The organism is Agrobacterium sp. CG674, from assembly GCF_053521645.1.
Genome location: NZ_JBNWDZ010000004.1, coordinates 344,824 through 359,440 on the forward strand (window position 1 = coordinate 344,824; position 14,617 = coordinate 359,440).

Annotated in this window: 16 protein-coding genes; 10 read left to right on the forward strand and 6 right to left on the reverse strand. The window is 55.6% G+C overall.

Annotated features, from left to right (window positions below; all coding sequences use genetic code 11):
• The first annotated feature begins 15 nt into the window (after nt 1-15).
• From coxB to ACQZ51_RS13965, 5 genes are all read left to right on the forward strand, one after another.
• A complete protein-coding gene (coxB, locus tag ACQZ51_RS13945) occupies nt 16-684 on the forward strand; it encodes a cytochrome c oxidase subunit II (RefSeq protein WP_448778041.1) in 669 nt (222 codons plus the stop codon).
• 11 nt (nt 685-695) lie between these two features.
• Nucleotides 696-3,188 (forward strand): cytochrome c oxidase subunit I, encoded by a 2,493-nt coding sequence (gene ctaD / locus ACQZ51_RS13950; protein ID WP_448778043.1) that lies wholly within the window; start codon nt 696-698, stop codon nt 3,186-3,188.
• Nucleotides 3,189-3,191: 3 nt separating this feature from the next.
• Nucleotides 3,192-3,512, forward strand: coding sequence for a hypothetical protein (locus ACQZ51_RS13955; protein WP_448778045.1), 321 nt, complete (start codon nt 3,192-3,194; stop codon nt 3,510-3,512).
• Between the two features lie 115 nt (nt 3,513-3,627).
• Nucleotides 3,628-3,804, forward strand: coding sequence for a hypothetical protein (locus ACQZ51_RS13960; RefSeq protein WP_448778046.1), 177 nt, complete (start codon nt 3,628-3,630; stop codon nt 3,802-3,804).
• A gap of 87 nt (nt 3,805-3,891) precedes the next feature.
• A complete protein-coding gene (locus tag ACQZ51_RS13965) occupies nt 3,892-4,137 on the forward strand; it encodes a DUF982 domain-containing protein (protein ID WP_448778047.1) in 246 nt (81 codons plus the stop codon).
• Between the two features lie 42 nt (nt 4,138-4,179).
• Here the strand turns inward: ACQZ51_RS13965 and ACQZ51_RS13970 are convergent, their stop codons facing one another.
• Entirely contained in the window at nt 4,180-4,647 is a 468-nt protein-coding gene (locus tag ACQZ51_RS13970) for an MgtC/SapB family protein (RefSeq protein WP_448778049.1), read from the reverse strand.
• Nucleotides 4,648-4,763: 116 nt separating this feature from the next.
• Nucleotides 4,764-5,378, reverse strand: coding sequence for a flavodoxin family protein (locus ACQZ51_RS13975; RefSeq protein ID WP_448778051.1), 615 nt, complete (start codon nt 5,376-5,378; stop codon nt 4,764-4,766).
• A 305-nt stretch (nt 5,379-5,683) separates the two neighbouring features.
• On the opposite strand from ACQZ51_RS13975, the gene ACQZ51_RS13980 reads away from it, so the two are divergent.
• A complete protein-coding gene (locus tag ACQZ51_RS13980) occupies nt 5,684-5,878 on the forward strand; it encodes a hypothetical protein (RefSeq protein ID WP_448778053.1) in 195 nt (64 codons plus the stop codon).
• 145 nt (nt 5,879-6,023) lie between these two features.
• On the opposite strand, the gene ACQZ51_RS13985 is transcribed toward ACQZ51_RS13980, so the two are convergent.
• Entirely contained in the window at nt 6,024-6,905 is an 882-nt protein-coding gene (locus tag ACQZ51_RS13985; RefSeq protein WP_448778055.1) for a beta-1,6-N-acetylglucosaminyltransferase, read from the reverse strand.
• A 588-nt stretch (nt 6,906-7,493) separates the two neighbouring features.
• On the opposite strand from ACQZ51_RS13985, the gene rpsU reads away from it, so the two are divergent.
• From rpsU to ACQZ51_RS14005, 4 genes are all read left to right on the forward strand, one after another.
• Nucleotides 7,494-7,733, forward strand: a complete 240-nt coding sequence (gene rpsU / locus ACQZ51_RS13990; protein WP_042616682.1) for a 30S ribosomal protein S21 — start codon at nt 7,494-7,496, stop codon at nt 7,731-7,733.
• A 465-nt stretch (nt 7,734-8,198) separates the two neighbouring features.
• On the forward strand, nt 8,199-8,651 hold the full coding sequence (locus tag ACQZ51_RS13995; RefSeq protein ID WP_448778057.1) for a pyridoxamine 5'-phosphate oxidase family protein: 453 nt from the start codon (nt 8,199-8,201) through the stop codon (nt 8,649-8,651).
• Nucleotides 8,652-8,660: 9 nt separating this feature from the next.
• Nucleotides 8,661-9,887 carry an acetate/propionate family kinase gene (locus tag ACQZ51_RS14000; RefSeq protein ID WP_448778059.1) on the forward strand — a complete coding sequence of 409 codons (1,227 nt, stop codon included), beginning with the start codon at nt 8,661-8,663 and terminating at the stop codon, nt 9,885-9,887.
• Between the two features lie 104 nt (nt 9,888-9,991).
• Entirely contained in the window at nt 9,992-12,361 is a 2,370-nt protein-coding gene (locus ACQZ51_RS14005; protein WP_448778061.1) for a phosphoketolase family protein, read from the forward strand.
• Nucleotides 12,362-12,367: 6 nt separating this feature from the next.
• Here the strand turns inward: ACQZ51_RS14005 and ACQZ51_RS14010 are convergent, their stop codons facing one another.
• The 3 genes from ACQZ51_RS14010 to ACQZ51_RS14020 all read right to left on the reverse strand — a co-directional run bounded on the left by ACQZ51_RS14010 (nt 12,368) and on the right by ACQZ51_RS14020 (nt 14,514).
• Nucleotides 12,368-12,808 (reverse strand): DUF3429 domain-containing protein, encoded by a 441-nt coding sequence (locus tag ACQZ51_RS14010; protein WP_448778063.1) that lies wholly within the window; start codon nt 12,806-12,808, stop codon nt 12,368-12,370.
• Nucleotides 12,805-13,800: an NAD(P)/FAD-dependent oxidoreductase gene (locus ACQZ51_RS14015; RefSeq protein ID WP_448778065.1), complete on the reverse strand. Its 996-nt coding sequence runs from the start codon at nt 13,798-13,800 to the stop codon at nt 12,805-12,807. Before ACQZ51_RS14015 ends, ACQZ51_RS14010 begins: the two co-directional genes overlap by 4 nt.
• A 105-nt stretch (nt 13,801-13,905) precedes the next feature.
• The gene (locus tag ACQZ51_RS14020; RefSeq protein ID WP_448778067.1) at nt 13,906-14,514 is read right to left on the reverse strand and encodes a Urease operon accessory protein; all 609 of its coding nucleotides are present in this window, start codon (nt 14,512-14,514) and stop codon (nt 13,906-13,908) included.
• Nucleotides 14,515-14,617 lie beyond the last annotated feature (103 nt).

Below are 14,617 nucleotides of genomic sequence, written 5' to 3' on the forward strand. Positions count from 1 at the left end.
TTCCGGTTCCCGCGCTTGATCCTCTTGGCGGCTTCGGGTGCCATTCTCTCCGGCTGTCAGGGAGACCTATCGGCGCTTGATCCCGCCGGGCCTTCGACGCAGGCCTTTGCAAAGCTGTGGTGGGCGATGCTCTCGGGTTCGGCGGTCATTTTCGCATTGGTCATGGTCCTGTTATTGCTGGTGCTGATGGCGCGCGGACGTTTGAAGTCCATCGATCCGAAACGCTGGATCGTGCTGGGCGGCATTGTCATGCCTATTCCCATTCTCATCGCTCTATCGGGTTACGCCTTTTATCAGGGTGAGAGGATGTTCGGGGCCAACACGCCGCGCCCTGCGGTCATGATTATGGCAACGTCCCGAATGTGGAACTGGGAGTTCACCTATGAGATCGATGGCAGACAGGTCGTATCCCGCGATGTTCTCCACATTCCGGTCGGTCTGCCGGTCAAGATCGACACGACGAGCGTCGATGTCATCCATAGTTTCTGGGTGCCGCGCCTTGGCGGCAAAATCGATTCCATTCCCGGCCAGATCAACACGATCACCCTGCTCGCGGATATCGAGGGCACATTTGGCGGCGTCTGTTCGGAATATTGCGGGGAAGGCCATGCCGGCATGAACTTCCGCGTGAAGGCACATGAAAAAACAGATTTTGAAAATGCATTGAGGACTTTAACGCCGTGATGGACCGATCCATGCCTACGCAGAAACTGTCACCCATAGCGCTTCACAGGCAGCTTGATGCGATCTGGAATGCCGGTTCGGGCATGAGGCGACTTGCAGCGGTCAATCACAACGTGGTTGGCAAACGTTTTATGGTAACAGCCCTGGTGTTTTTCGCCATCGGCGGGTTCCTGGGCATGCTGATCCGCACACAGCTGGCAACGGCCTCCAATGGGTTCATGAATGCCGCGCAATATGCGCAGGTCTTCACCATGCACGGGACCATCATGATGTTCCTGTTTGCGATTCCATTTTTTGAAGGCCTGTCCATGTATCTCCTGCCGAAGATGCTGGGCGCGCGGGATCTGGCCTTTCCCCGATTATCCGCTTACGGCTACTGGTGTTATCTCTTTGGCGGCTCGATGCTGATCTTCGCCCTCGTTACCGGCGTTGCCCCTGACGGCGGCTGGTTCATGTATACGCCTCTGTCCTCATCCAAATACAGCCCCGGCATCAATGCGGATATCTGGTTGCTGGGCATCACCTTCGTGGAGATTTCGGCCATCAGCGCGGCCATTGAAATCGTGGTCACGATCATCCGCATGCGCGCGCCAGGAATGTCTCTGGTTAGAATGCCGATCTTTGCCTGGTACATGCTCGTGGTCGGCGGCATGATGCTGGTCGGCTTTCCGCCCCTCATCCTCGGCTCGATCCTTCTGGAAGCGGAACGGGCGTTCGACCTGCCGTTCTTTGATCCTGACCGGGGCGGCGATCCGCTGCTGTGGCAGCATCTGTTCTGGCTGTTCGGACACCCGGAGGTCTACATCATTTTTCTTCCAGCAGCAGGCGCCCTGTCTACCATCATTCCCGTGCTGGCCCGAACCACATTGACCGGCTACGAAATCATCATCGCGGCGTTGATGGCCATGGCCTTTCTTTCTTTCGGCCTATGGGTGCATCACATGTACACGGTGGGCATTCCGCATGTGGCGCTGTCATTCTTCTCGGCAGCCAGCGCGCTTGTCGCCATACCAACGGCAATCCAGCTTTTTGCCTGGCTTGCGACCATGGCACAGGGGCGGCCGCAAATTAACATTCCCATGCTGCACGTCATCGGCTTTTTCTTCGTCTTCGTCATGGGCGGATTAACCGGCGTCATGTTGGCGATGGTACCGTTTGACCAGCAGGCGCATGACACCCATTTCGTCATCGCACATCTTCACTATGTCCTTGTGGGTGGCTTTCTCTTTCCGATGCTTGCAGGCCTTTATTACTGGGTGCCGCACATGAGCGGACGCCAACCCGTGCAGCATCTGTCGCGCGCAGCCTTCTGGATGATCTTCATCGGCTTCAATCTCACGTTTTTCATGATGCATCTGACCGGCCTGCTGGGGATGCCGCGCCGCATATATGCCTATCCCGAAGGCTCGCCCTGGGAGTGGCTGAACCTGCTGTCGTCTTTCGGCAGTTTCATCATGGCGATGGGATTCATGCTCGTTGCACTCGACATGGTGCTCATCTTCATTTTCGGAAAGCCGTTCCGGCGCAATCCCTGGAAGGCGGGAACGCTGGAATGGGCCATGCCAACGCCGCCCCCATCCTATAGTTTCGCGTCGATCCCGCACATTTCAGAACGGGCCGACACTCTGCCCATCGAAACGCTCGGGGCCGAACTGGCGGCAGGCAAGGGCTATCTGGGCTTTTCACGCCACGGGTGGATGGAAACGATGGGTGTCGATGCCATCTCAGGCGAACCTAATCAGATTATCATCCTGCCAAGACCATCCTATCTGCCCATCTTGACCGCGATCTCGACTGGCGGGGTCTTCGTCTCGCTTCTTCTCAAATTCTACCCGGTCGCGATATTTTTCGGGCTCATCACCCTTGGAATGTTCCTGCTCTGGACCCGCAACCCGGACGCAAAAACGGATCGTGGTCTGCTTGATGCATCCCGAGACTGCCGCCTTCCCTTGCATTTCGAGTGCCGGGATGCGCCAACCATTCTGGCTATGCGGCTGCTGCTGGTGGCTAACGCCACTCTGTTTGCATCGCTCTTATTCGGCGGCATTTTCCTTTGGGTCTCGAACTTGGATCCGAGACCTCTCACCGACGTGACATCGAGCTGGGGCGCTTCTGTCATGATCGCCCTTGCTCTGCTTGGAACATGCGTTGGTGCGTTTGCGGGCGTCAAACGAGCACTATATCGTCCCATGTTCATCGCTTCGCTCATAGCTTATGGCGCGGCGGCGTGTCTGGTTCTGGTCGAGCTACATGGCCGCTACGCGACCGCCACGGCACAGGCTCTCAATGCAGTGGAATTTGCTGTCTCCAGCTACCTCCTGCTGCACCTCTTCCTTGGGCTAGTGTTTTCCGGTTTTGGTCTGTGGCGCACCCGCGACTATATTTCCGACGCGCGTCAGAACGATCTCCACATCGGCACTCTGTGGCATCGCTATTGCCTCGGCGTTGTCCTCATTGCGTGGCTATACCCCCACCTCCTGACAACGCTGACGCCGGGAGGATAAACCATGCGATATCGCCTGCTCGCGTTGATCCTCGGGCCCTTCGTCATGTGGAGCATTTATTTCATCGGCATTTACGGCGTTCAAGCCGTCGGCTGCAGAGCATGCTGGGATACGGCCTTCATCGCCGGCATTCCACTGCTCCGATGGGTACTGGTCACGATGCTGGCGGCATCGGCAGCGGTGTCGGCGTTGATGTATTATCTGGCGACGCGGATCGATACAGACCAGCCGAGCATAAAGAGGATCGGTTATTACTGTGCAGCCGCGGGCCTTTTCTCCACCGTGATCATATTTCCCGGCGTTTTTTGGCTGGAACTCTGCTGAGACCAAAGCCATCTTCGCTCCCGTGCTTTTTCGGAGTGATTTCAAGCTTTTGGTCGGGAGATATGCTAAGGCTTGATATCATCACCCAATTGTCGGTGGCGTTGGGGAGCATGAGATGAAATCAAAACCAATTTTTGTCCGCAAGCAGCAGGAAAACATTTCCTACGAGCCTTCGGAGTTTGCGAAGAGACACGGCATCCATCTGGACGATGCCAGAAGAATACTGGCTTTACACAAGGGCGATCACGATTCCTCAAACAGGGCAGCGCATAATCTCAGCGGGCTTAACTGAAGGCGAGTGCGTCTAGCATCTATTTTAGATGGAACTAATTAAAGGCGGCATCGTTTAAGGCCTGATTTGTTGAGGGGAGTTTGCGATATGTCCGGACCAAGTGCGCGTTGGAGCGAACCCGTCGAGTTCAATTTTCCAACAAAAGGATCTTACGAGGTGCGCGGCCCATTTGATGCGCTGCTACATATGACGGAACAGTGGCCAGCCGTTCGAGGTCTGAACTTCGTGAGAGCCAGAAGCGCTTGCCGGGCAGCATTGGCCGGACATAAATCCGTCGATGAGGCGAGGGACGCATTCGAAGCAGCGGTGGCCGAAGCGCGCAATCCAGACTGAATCTCGCGCCGGGGTTAGGAGAACAATTCCGATCTATCGGAATCAGTCTCGCTCCGGCAGCTTCACAGGATTCTCTGGAGACTTGAAGTTCGTCATCACTCGCAATGTCGCGAATGTGACGATCGAGAGAACTATGGCGGTATCGTATGATCCTAGCCCCACAGCGGCTCCAATGGCGCCTGTCGCCCATATGCTTGCAGCCGTGGCAGTACCACGCGTTCCCATTTTTCCAACGAGAATTGCCCCGCCTCCGATAAAGCCGACCCCGTTGATCAAGCCTTCAAGGACACGCGCGGTCGCTTCCGCATTGCCAAGCGTGATCTTCTCCGAAGCTTGAATAAAACCACATGCTGCAATGGCAACCAGCGGGAACGTACGTAGACCCGCACTTCGCTCATTTCGCTCGCGGTCCCATCCAATGGGAAGCGCAAGGATGTAGGCAACCAGCAGCGCCACGAGATGTGGAAGGAAATTGAGTTGAATGCCGACCGACAAGAGCCACTCGTTCAAATGATGTCCTCCGGTGCTTCCCGCCACTGATTATTGTTGCCCTTCAACTCCGCGAGGGACAGCAAGTTCCACGCCTCGTTACGTTGTCGCAGAGCCGGTGAACCTTCACATCTGGCTTAGGAGTCCCCAGGGTATTGGTTGGCCCGGAGAAGGGCCGCCAGGTGCGCCGTGTTCCGTACGAGCATCTCGATCATTGTTGTGACGGTCTCAGGGGTCTCATCAAGATCGATAAGGTTGGTTGAACCCATTGCTTCGCCCACCCAATAGGCAACAGCGTTTGGCGGAATGGTGAAGCCTACATCATTCAAGGCCTGATAAATTTCAGCGGACACGTGATGAGCACCGTCCTCGTTGCCAACAACAGCCACGGCGGCAACCTTACCATAGGAAACCATCCGACCCTCCTCATCGGTCTCCTCCAGAAAGGCGTCCATTCTCTCCAGCGCACGCTTGACTACACTGCCTGGCTGCCCCAGCCATATCGGTGTACCGAGGATAAGGATATCAGCGTCGAGAATCTTGGTTCTGATCGCAGGCCAGGCATCGCCTTCCCCTTCATCCGATGTCACGCCCGGCTTGATGTCATGATCTGCCAGCCAAACTGTCTCCGTAACGGCATCGAAAGACTTGAACTCCTCAGCAATCAGATCAAGCAGCATCGCTGTAGACGATGTCTCTGTTGATGATGATGTCTTGAGAGTGCCGTTGAGGGCAAGAACCTTCAGTGCCATATCTACCTCCAAAGAATGTCCGGTATCCAGCAACGTCATGAAGCGTATCGCGCCATGCTGCTGAACGACTTCCCTCCGAACCGCGAGGTGGGGCGTTCGTTCCCACACAAGTCAATCAACCCGGCCAGCTGTTGAATTCATGTCGCTGATGGTGCGCACAGGTGCTATTGGAAAGCGGCGCGCTCCCATTGGGGCATCGCAAAGAGTGTATTGAGAACCAAAGCGGGTTAGATCGTATGGCCATTTTGAACAGACCACGAAGCTCAGGGCCTTATCCTGACAGGGATATTGCCTGCCAGGAGGCAGTGGAGCAGTCATTTCTGCTGATTGCTCAAGGATTGAAGCCCGATGACATCACAGCTGCTGCCGGCGGTAAGCTCGTGCCACAGCTCATGACCCTCGCAAGGCAGGCCGAAAGCGTTGGCTGGAGCCTTGAGGAAGCAGAAGTCGCAATCAGTGATTTGTCGCAGAACCTGCTGGACGATATGGCGCAGATGTAGCGGCCTCAAGATCGAACGAGTGGCCAGCCGCTCGACCGATCTTTGTCCATAGAGCCGTTCCCCCACAGGTCTAGACTGAACCCGTATTCACGGTGTCCAGTCCGACCGGTTCGGGAAACCACGTGCAGTTCAGCTCTCGCTAACCTCAGGCGGCAGTCGCGGGTGCCAGTTCAAATTCGGCTGCGGAGAAATGTGTCTGCCTTGCCAGATGCCCCTCCAGTATCGACAGAATATCGCCATCGACATCCTGTTCGAATTTGCGTGCGAAAAGATTGTGGCTTGACGTCAAGGCCACTGCGTCCTCACGGCCGTAAGTCCTTGGTCGCAATTTTATGTCGCCATCCGGCACCCAGTCGATCATGCGTAAATCATCATTCACGATCTCGCCGTGCACGGGGTTATTCATCATAACAGTCTGGAAGAACCCCTCGTCGGCAATGAAGGTGTTGCGGTAAAATGCCTTGTAGCGATCGGCCCGTGCATCGTGGCAGACGAAATCGCAAAATGCTCGGCTGACGATCATCCACTGGTTGCCGATATAAGGTGTTGCACCTTCTATAAACGGCCGCATCGTCAGCGTCTGTTCAATCTGGCCGCCTGTTTCGATGACGAACTCTCCAATGCGGCGCATCGTGTCCGGACGGATTTTCTCCTGGTCGAGAACCTTGATATATTCCCGGCCTGGATGGGCCGTCAGATAGGCCATGATCTGCGCCTGCGTTTTCAAGGGAAAATCCTGCCCGCTCAGATTGATGAAGTGGCTCCACTCGCCATTCATCGCCAGCAGGTGTTCCATCCCGCGAAGTTCCGCATCGACGAGACTATAGCCGCCCCACAGCGCCGCGTGACCCTCCATCACTTCGGCATTCGGATAAGGCTTCAGAAAGTTGTTGATATCAGCATTTAGCGCCTCGCCGGAATTCTTGTCGACATGGACCACGTAGCTGTTGCGCGGATCATAGATTGCCTTGAAAAGACGTTTGAACTGCTTGGGAAACCGGTGAACGAGAATCAGATATCCGATCATGCCTCAACGCCTGACATCTTTGCGCGCAGCAACGGTGAATATTGCTGCGACCTTTCGTAAGCTGCAGGATTTGCGGTGTTAGCAAGAGTTACCATAATAGGATCCTTTCAGGATCGATGCCCGGGATCACCGCACGATGCATCGCGCCTGTCGTCAGTCGACGTCAAGCGTGGGCATTGATTGGTTGCATGGACAAGCGTCACGGACACACCGACATGGGAAAAGCCATGTCTTGTTGCATCAGCGAATTGGGTAGATGGACACCATCTATAGCACCCAACCCGTATTTAACCGCATGATTCTGCGCCAAAGGAGAGCCCGTACAGAAATTTATCCACCAGAAGCAGAGCCACTTGCAACATGAGAGGCATTTATGCTGACTTTGCTCCTTCACATCGGGCAATATTTGCTATATGTGCCCGTCAAAAGGTCTTGTAGGGCGATCTTTCTGTAAAAAAAATGCAAGAGAAGATCGACCTTCAACGCCAAGCAATCTATGAAGGCGGTTCAGACAAAGGGTGGGAAGTGTTTTCTCACCGCAAGCACCAATCCGCACCATGTGCGGGACTAAAGAGATGAGGAACTAAATTGAAGGTAGATGTGCGTGATAACAACGTTGAGCAGGCCCTGCGCGTGCTCAAGAAGAGAATGCAGCGCGAAGGTCTCTTCCGCGAAATGCGTCTGCGCGAGCATTTTGAAAAGCCATCGGTAAAGCGTGCCAGAGAAAAGGCAGAAGGCGTTCGCCGCGTTCGCAAGATGGCTCGCAAGAAGCTGGAACGCGAAAGCGGTATTGCTGCTCCTAAGAAGGCGAGCAGACCTGCTCGTTAATTTCTAAGGCGAGCAGACGGCAGTTTTCTGCCAGATATTTTGAAAAAGTCCGGCCGCATTCAATCTCTTGATGCTACCGGGCTTTTCAACCATGTGCACAGCATGGCGGTATGCCGTCAACGCAGGTGGCCGAATGAGTTACGGGGTCGGCCTTCGCGCCCACACTCGTGGCACTATCCAATCTGCTGTATTGGCTGGCTGGCGGGAAAGCGTACCGTAAGACTTTATGCGGTTGCGACCGCAAATATTCAAAACATCGCTGGATAAAAGCCATGACCGCATCAATCTGATACGGCCAACATCGGTCGATGGCGAATTTCGCCCCCCAGCAACGCGCTTCAGCGCGCACAAGCGTGACACGCCACCAAAACTTCTGATTGCGATCCACAACGAAAGAGCGCATACCAGATTTCGCTCAGCAGCTCTCCTTCGGACGTTGCTCGCAGCTTTCGTCAGGATTGCCACATGAACGTGCAAGAGATGACGACGCCTGAATGCCAGGCCATGCTTGAAGCCAACAGCATATGTCACCTGGGCTGCATTGCAGCCGGAAAACCCTATATCGTGCCGCTCCAGTACATTTATCGCGGTGGTATGCTTTACGCCTTCTCGATGCCGGGTAAAAAGATTGAGAGCATGCGCGCGGACCCGCATGTCTGTCTGCAACTGGATCATGTTGAGTCGAAACAGGAATGGCAGAGCGTTCTGGTCGAAGGACGTTACCAAGAGTTGCCAGATGACGAAAATTGGCATGGGGAGCATATGCATGCGTGGTCTCTTCTACAAAAGAAGAACGACTGGTGGGAACCCGGCGCCTATAAACCAGCTGGGATGGAGCCTCCCAAACCCGCGTCTTTGCCGGTCTTCTTCAGTGTAGAGATCGACACCCTGTCGGGCCGGCGTGCGAGAAACGATTAGGATGATCAGATGCTTGAGCCGTCTGATCACCGTCATCAAAGTCTCCAATCGAACGACGGAAAAATCCTGACATTCAACGCTGGTTCGTCGTCCATCAAAATGGGTGTCTTTAGCCTGGAAACGGGTGCTCCCGAGAGGATCGGCAAAGGCACAATCGATCTTCAGCGGAAGTCTTTAAGCTTCCATATTGAGGGTTCGGGGACATCCGAGGTCGCACTTGCGCATAGTGGTGAGATGCATCCCGATGCGATTGTTGAAGCCGTTTTCGCAAGTCTGGCCGCCCATATCGACATCTCACACATCACAGCCGTCGGCCACCGCATGGTGCATGGCGGTGACCTGTTCCACGGCGCAGTGGCGATGGACGACTCAGCGCGGACATCAGTGGAAAGCCTGCTTCCTCAGGCTCCTCTCCACCAGCAGCACAGTCTTGAACTGATTGACGCGGTTTTGAGACTGCACCCACACATGTTCCAGACTGCGTCTTTCGATACATCCTTCCACAACACCAATTCTGCGCTGGTGAGACGATACGCCCTGCCCCGTGCCTTGCATGACCAGGGCATAAAGCGTTTCGGATTTCACGGCTTATCCTATTCATTCATTGCTCAGGAGTTGACCCGTGTGGCACCGGAGATCGCCCATGGAAAAGTCGTCGTCGCCCATCTTGGCAGCGGCTCCAGCCTTTGCGGGATGGACGGCGGCCTGAGTCGCGATGTCAGCATGGGGTTTTCGACGCTGGACGGCATACCGATGGCCACACGCTGTGGCGCGCTGGATCCCGGCGTCCTGCTTTACCTGCTCACCGAAAAGAACCGCAGCCCGGCAGAACTGGAGCATCTCTTATATCACGAAAGCGGCCTCCTGGGCGTTTCAGGCATCAGTTCGGACAGCCGCGCCCTTCTTGAAAGTGATCGCCCTGAGGCAAAGGACGCCATTGATCTCTTCGCGTTTCGCACCGCTGGCGAGACCGCACGGATCATCAACACTCTGGGCGGAATAGACGCCTTCGTGTTCACAGCTGGAATAGGGGAAAATCAACCCTCGATCAGGGCCGCCATCTCGTCACATCTCGGCTGGCTCGGTCTCCACATCAACGTCGAGGCGAATGCGGCGAACGCCCAGATCATCAGCAGCACAGAGAGCAGGATCAAGGTCTTTGTCATCGCAACGGATGAAGAGCAGGTGATTGCAGACGATACCTTCTGCTTGCTGCAAGCACTGCAAACGAACTGAGCCAGGCCAATGGGCTAGGCGCCAAGCCGCCACGTTTTCACGCGCACGACAAACCTCTTGGTTTCCGTTTTCAAGCCGCAATACCAGATGCCACAGGAGCAACTATGGATCATCTCAATCAGACGGCGCAGCCACTTGGTGGTGAGGAACTTCACAGGATTGATGCGTGGTGGAGGGCCGCCAACTATCTGAATGTCGGGCAGATCTACCTTTCAGCCAACCCTCTTTTGCGCGAGCCTTTGAAGGTGGAGCACATCAAGCCAAGGCTGCTGGGGCATTGGGGCACGTCTCCTGGCCTGAATTTGATCTATGCGCACATGAACCGCTTGATCAAGAAATTTGACCTCAACACTATTTACATGGCCGGCCCCGGCCATGGTGGCCCTGCGCTGATTGCAAACGTCTATCTTGAGGGAAGCTACACCGAGTTTTACCCTGACGTAACGCAGGACGAGGCTGGTCTGCTGCGCCTGTTCCGGCAATTTTCGACGCCCGGCGGCATACCCAGCCATGTCAGCGTTCCCACACCGGGCTCGATTCATGAGGGCGGGGAACTCGGTTATGTTCTGGTCCACGCCTTCGGAGCGGTCATGGATAATCCCGACCTTCTTGTCGTTGCTGTAGTGGGTGATGGCGAGGCGGAAACCGGACCACTGGCTGGAAGCTGGAAAAGCATCGACTTTATCAATGCCGCACGCGACGGCGCAGTTCTCCCGATCCTGCACCTCAATGGCTACAAAATCGCTGGTCCAACAGTTCTTGCGCGACACAGCGATGAAGACTTGCGGAAGTTCTTTGAGGGCCAGGGCTACGAGCCCTATTTCGTTGAGGGTGACGTGCCCGAGGTCGTCCATCAGCTTTTCGCAAGCGTAGCCGAGCGCGCTGTCTCTGAAATCCGCGCGATACAATCATCGGCGCGCAATGGCGGCGCAAGCAGCAGGCCGGGTTGGCCAATGATCGTCCTGCGCACGCCAAAAGGCTGGACGGGACCCAAGGTCGTTGATGGCATTCCCATCGAAGGCACATTTCGCGCCCATCAGGTGCCGGTGTCTGAGGTTCGGACAAACCCTGAGCATCTCACCATTCTGGAAGACTGGATGCGCAGCTATAGACCGGAAGAGCTGTTTGATGACAACGGAACGTTCCGCGCAGAATATGCGGACCTTTCTCCTGATGGAAAGTCGCGCATGGGGTCAAACCCGCATGCCAATGGCGGCATGCTGACAAAGCCTCTCGATCTCCCGGACTACAACTCCTATGCCGTCAAATTGGGAAAACGCGCGACGGAGCGCATGGGGTCTACGGCTGTGCTCGGAGACTATCTTCGCGATATTTACATCAAAAACCCGCACACTTTTCGTCTGTTTTGTCCCGACGAAGCCAATTCCAACCGGCTCGGAGCAATCTTTGAAGTCACGGACCGCTGCCTGGTGAGCGAGATACTGCCGGGGGATGATCACGTCTCGCATGATGGTCGTGTCATGGAGGTTTTGAGCGAGCATTGCTGCCACGGATGGCTGGAAGGATATACGCTGACAGGCCGCCATGGCCTCTTTGCAACCTACGAAGCCTTTGCCATGATCGTTGATTCCATGTCGATGCAGCATGGCAAGTGGATGGAACATGCAAAACATGTCCCGTGGCGCGCCGACATTCCGTCGCTGAACTATCTTCTGACATCGACCTGCTGGCGGAATGACCACAATGGCTTCAGCCATCAGGGACCCGGCTTCATCGATACCATCATCCACCGCAAGCCAGCGGTTGCCCGTGTTTATCTTCCGCCCGATGCAAATTGCCTTCTGTCCGTCGCAGACCACTGTTTCCGCAGCCGCAATTATCTCAATCTCATCGTCATCGACAAGCAACCGCAGTTGCAATGGCTGACGATGGATGAGGCCCGCGAACACTGCGCGAAAGGTGCAGGCATCTGGGATATGTACAGCAATGGCCCCGATGAGCCTGATGTCGTGCTGGCCTGCGCAGGCGATATCCCGACGCAGGAAACGATTGCCGCGGCATGGTTGCTCCGTCAAAAAACTCCGGGATTGAAAGTCCGCATCGTCAATGTTGTCGATCTGATGCGTCTATGTCCCGCAAACAAGCACCCCCATGGAATGAGCGATATCGAATTTGCAGAGATTTTCACGACAACGGCACCCGTCATCTTCACCTTCCACGGATATCCGGGCGTCATCCACGATCTCTTGCACGGCCGTGAAGCGCACGACCGTTTCCACGTGCGTGGCTACCTCGAAGAAGGAACCACGACGACCCCGTTCGACATGGTCGTTCTGAACAGGATCAGCCGCCTGCATCTTTGCCTTGATGTTTTGAGATACGTTCCGAAAATGCTGATCGATGGCGCAGACCTCCTGACCCACTGCACCGACACACTCGCGAAACATCACGATTACATCCGTGAGCATTTTGATGATCTGCCTGAGATCAAAGATTGGGTGTGGAGCGATTAAGGGGCCTCAAAATCCCGCCATGCGTACGTGATCGACAATCATCACGCAGTAAGCCACGGCCACAATGAATGTAACCCGCAGGCGCAGCATCCAGTACCAACGGTGCTCCGCCTGCCGGGCGAGGCTGCGGAAATCGACCGCAAGAAGAAGGCCAAACACTGCCAGTTGCACGATGAGAGTGGCGAACGAAAGCCCGGCCACGACGGTGACGAAAGCGATCAATGCCAGGACATTGCTCACCACGATGAGCAATACATCACCCCTCTCTGTCTGCGCACGCCCCCACAGGGTCCCCGCCATGAAAGAGCTGATGATCGCACCATAGGCAACGAATGCCGATCCCGTATCGATGCCCGCAACGGTTTCCGGCGTAAGCATCAGAAACCAGAACGGCAGAGCACCGGCATAGGTGAGCATGATCGAGATATTGCGGGATACGGCGTTCATTCTGCTACCCCTAGAATACCCTTCAGAGCATCTCCAAGCCCTGCTCCGCTGAGAAAGGCGGCCTCGACGCGGCCGGCGATACACCAGTCCCCGCATGCAGCAAGCTGCGACGCCTGATCGAGCAGAAAGGATTTTCCAGCAGGTTGCTGCACATTTGCATAACGCCAGCGATGAATGATGGCATCTTCGGCCTCGGCCATCTCGATCGGAATATGGTTTCGTAAAGCATCGAGCATTTGTCCGCGGATGATGTCGAGCGGTTTGTCGATGTTGAGGTCGGCCCATAGCGGATTTGAATTCACCACCAGACAGGCTGCCTCGGAACGGCCCGGTTTGCTCTCGTTGCGGGCAATCCACTCAATGACAGGGTCATCAATACGGGCCGCCGCAAACGGTATGCCCGCGCCGTCCTTAAGCCTGAGCATCAACGTGAAACATGCGTTCATCTTAACGAGGCCAAGGGCTTCATAATGCGCGAAACGCGATGGTAGCAGCGCTGCCGATTGCGGCGCAGGTGCTGCGGCGACGACCCAATCGAACGGGCCTTCCCGCCTGTCCTGCATGTCAAGGTACCATTGGCCGGGCTCGCCGGTAATGGCCGTAACCTGAACATCGTGCAGAATATTGAGACCGGCGGACATCGATTTCGGCAGCGCATTCATCGACGGACAGCCGACATATCTTGGTGTGCTAGAGGCGCTCGCTGTCAGATCACCGCCATCTCCCAGACGCACGATGTCGCCGTCCCAAGCCTGCACGATCCCCGCTTGACGGGCAGCTTCCAGTTCATGTCGGAACCGGTCGTCTCTGACGGTGAAGTACTGCGCGCCGTGGTCAAAGGCGGCATCTTCCATCCGTCGCGTCGCCATTCGGCCTCCGACACCTTTGCTCTTCTCGAAAATGCTGACATCAGCGATCCTGGAGAGGACTCTCGCCAGTGTCATTCCGGCCATTCCAGCGCCGATGATCCCAATTCGTTGAAGTCGTACCATTGGCTGCTCCAGTTTGGTTCTTCAGGAGCCACATGGTGTTGGCTCGGACATGTCTTGTTGTAACGATACAGACTTTACATCCGTTCTGGCGCGGCGATCAGCCTTTTATAACCTGCGGAGTTGGCCTTTGACGATATAACCCTCTACGAGGTCCCGCTCAGCCGCGAAAGGATGGCCGCTCCATCCTTCGTGATTGAAACCGGCCAGCAGAACCGTGTCATCATCGTCAGCGACCTCGCCAAGAACATAGGAGATCGCAATCAGGCCTGAACTTGGCACGACGTAGTTGCTGATAAGCAGTGCCTGAAGCTCCTCATCGATCTGGTCGTGATATCGGCGCGGTATCACCGTCAAGGTCTTTGCAGACTCTGTGGCAAATTGGGTAAATTCGCTCGTGTAGTCATCACAAAAGTCATCCAGATCAGGATAGTGAGCAGCAAGCCTCGGCTTCAGCTCGGCGAATTTCTCACCGTCCCGAACACACCAGATGCCGGTTGCAAGGCCAATTGGCGCTTTCTCACGCCAGGCGCTTTGTCTGATCATCGCGCTGGCGGGGCGCCCCGTGTTGCAGACTGCTACCACATCGGTTCGAGATCCGCCCTCACCAACCGAACGGCAATCGTTGAAGCGGATGACCAGATCACACCTGTCGATGGCGCTTGCATCTGACCGAGCAAACGAACCGTTTCCCACAATTGCAATATGACGTGCCACACCGAAATCCTATCAAATAACCGTTATACGACGTGATCGAGCGAACAGATCAAACAGGCCTGCTGGAAATTTTCAGTGTGACAGGATGAGCCCCTGCCGCACC

Excerpts from the sequence above, each read along its gene's own strand:
- ACQZ51_RS14010 (WP_448778063.1), bottom strand. The coding sequence starts at position 12,808 with ATGAACGCCGTATCCCGCAATATCTCGATCATGCTCACCTATGCCGGT.
- ACQZ51_RS13960 (WP_448778046.1), top strand. The coding sequence starts at position 3,628 with ATGAAATCAAAACCAATTTTTGTCCGCAAGCAGCAGGAAAACATTTCC.
- ACQZ51_RS14005 (WP_448778061.1), top strand. The coding sequence starts at position 9,992 with ATGGATCATCTCAATCAGACGGCGCAGCCACTTGGTGGTGAGGAACTT.
- ACQZ51_RS13995 (WP_448778057.1), top strand. The coding sequence starts at position 8,199 with ATGAACGTGCAAGAGATGACGACGCCTGAATGCCAGGCCATGCTTGAA.
- ACQZ51_RS13985 (WP_448778055.1), bottom strand. The coding sequence starts at position 6,905 with ATGATCGGATATCTGATTCTCGTTCACCGGTTTCCCAAGCAGTTCAAA.
- ctaD (WP_448778043.1), top strand. The coding sequence starts at position 696 with ATGCCTACGCAGAAACTGTCACCCATAGCGCTTCACAGGCAGCTTGAT.
- ACQZ51_RS14000 (WP_448778059.1), top strand. The coding sequence starts at position 8,661 with ATGCTTGAGCCGTCTGATCACCGTCATCAAAGTCTCCAATCGAACGAC.
- ACQZ51_RS13965 (WP_448778047.1), top strand. The coding sequence starts at position 3,892 with ATGTCCGGACCAAGTGCGCGTTGGAGCGAACCCGTCGAGTTCAATTTT.
- ACQZ51_RS14015 (WP_448778065.1), bottom strand. The coding sequence starts at position 13,800 with ATGGTACGACTTCAACGAATTGGGATCATCGGCGCTGGAATGGCCGGA.
- ACQZ51_RS13955 (WP_448778045.1), top strand. The coding sequence starts at position 3,192 with ATGCGATATCGCCTGCTCGCGTTGATCCTCGGGCCCTTCGTCATGTGG.
- ACQZ51_RS13975 (WP_448778051.1), bottom strand. The coding sequence starts at position 5,378 with ATGGCACTGAAGGTTCTTGCCCTCAACGGCACTCTCAAGACATCATCA.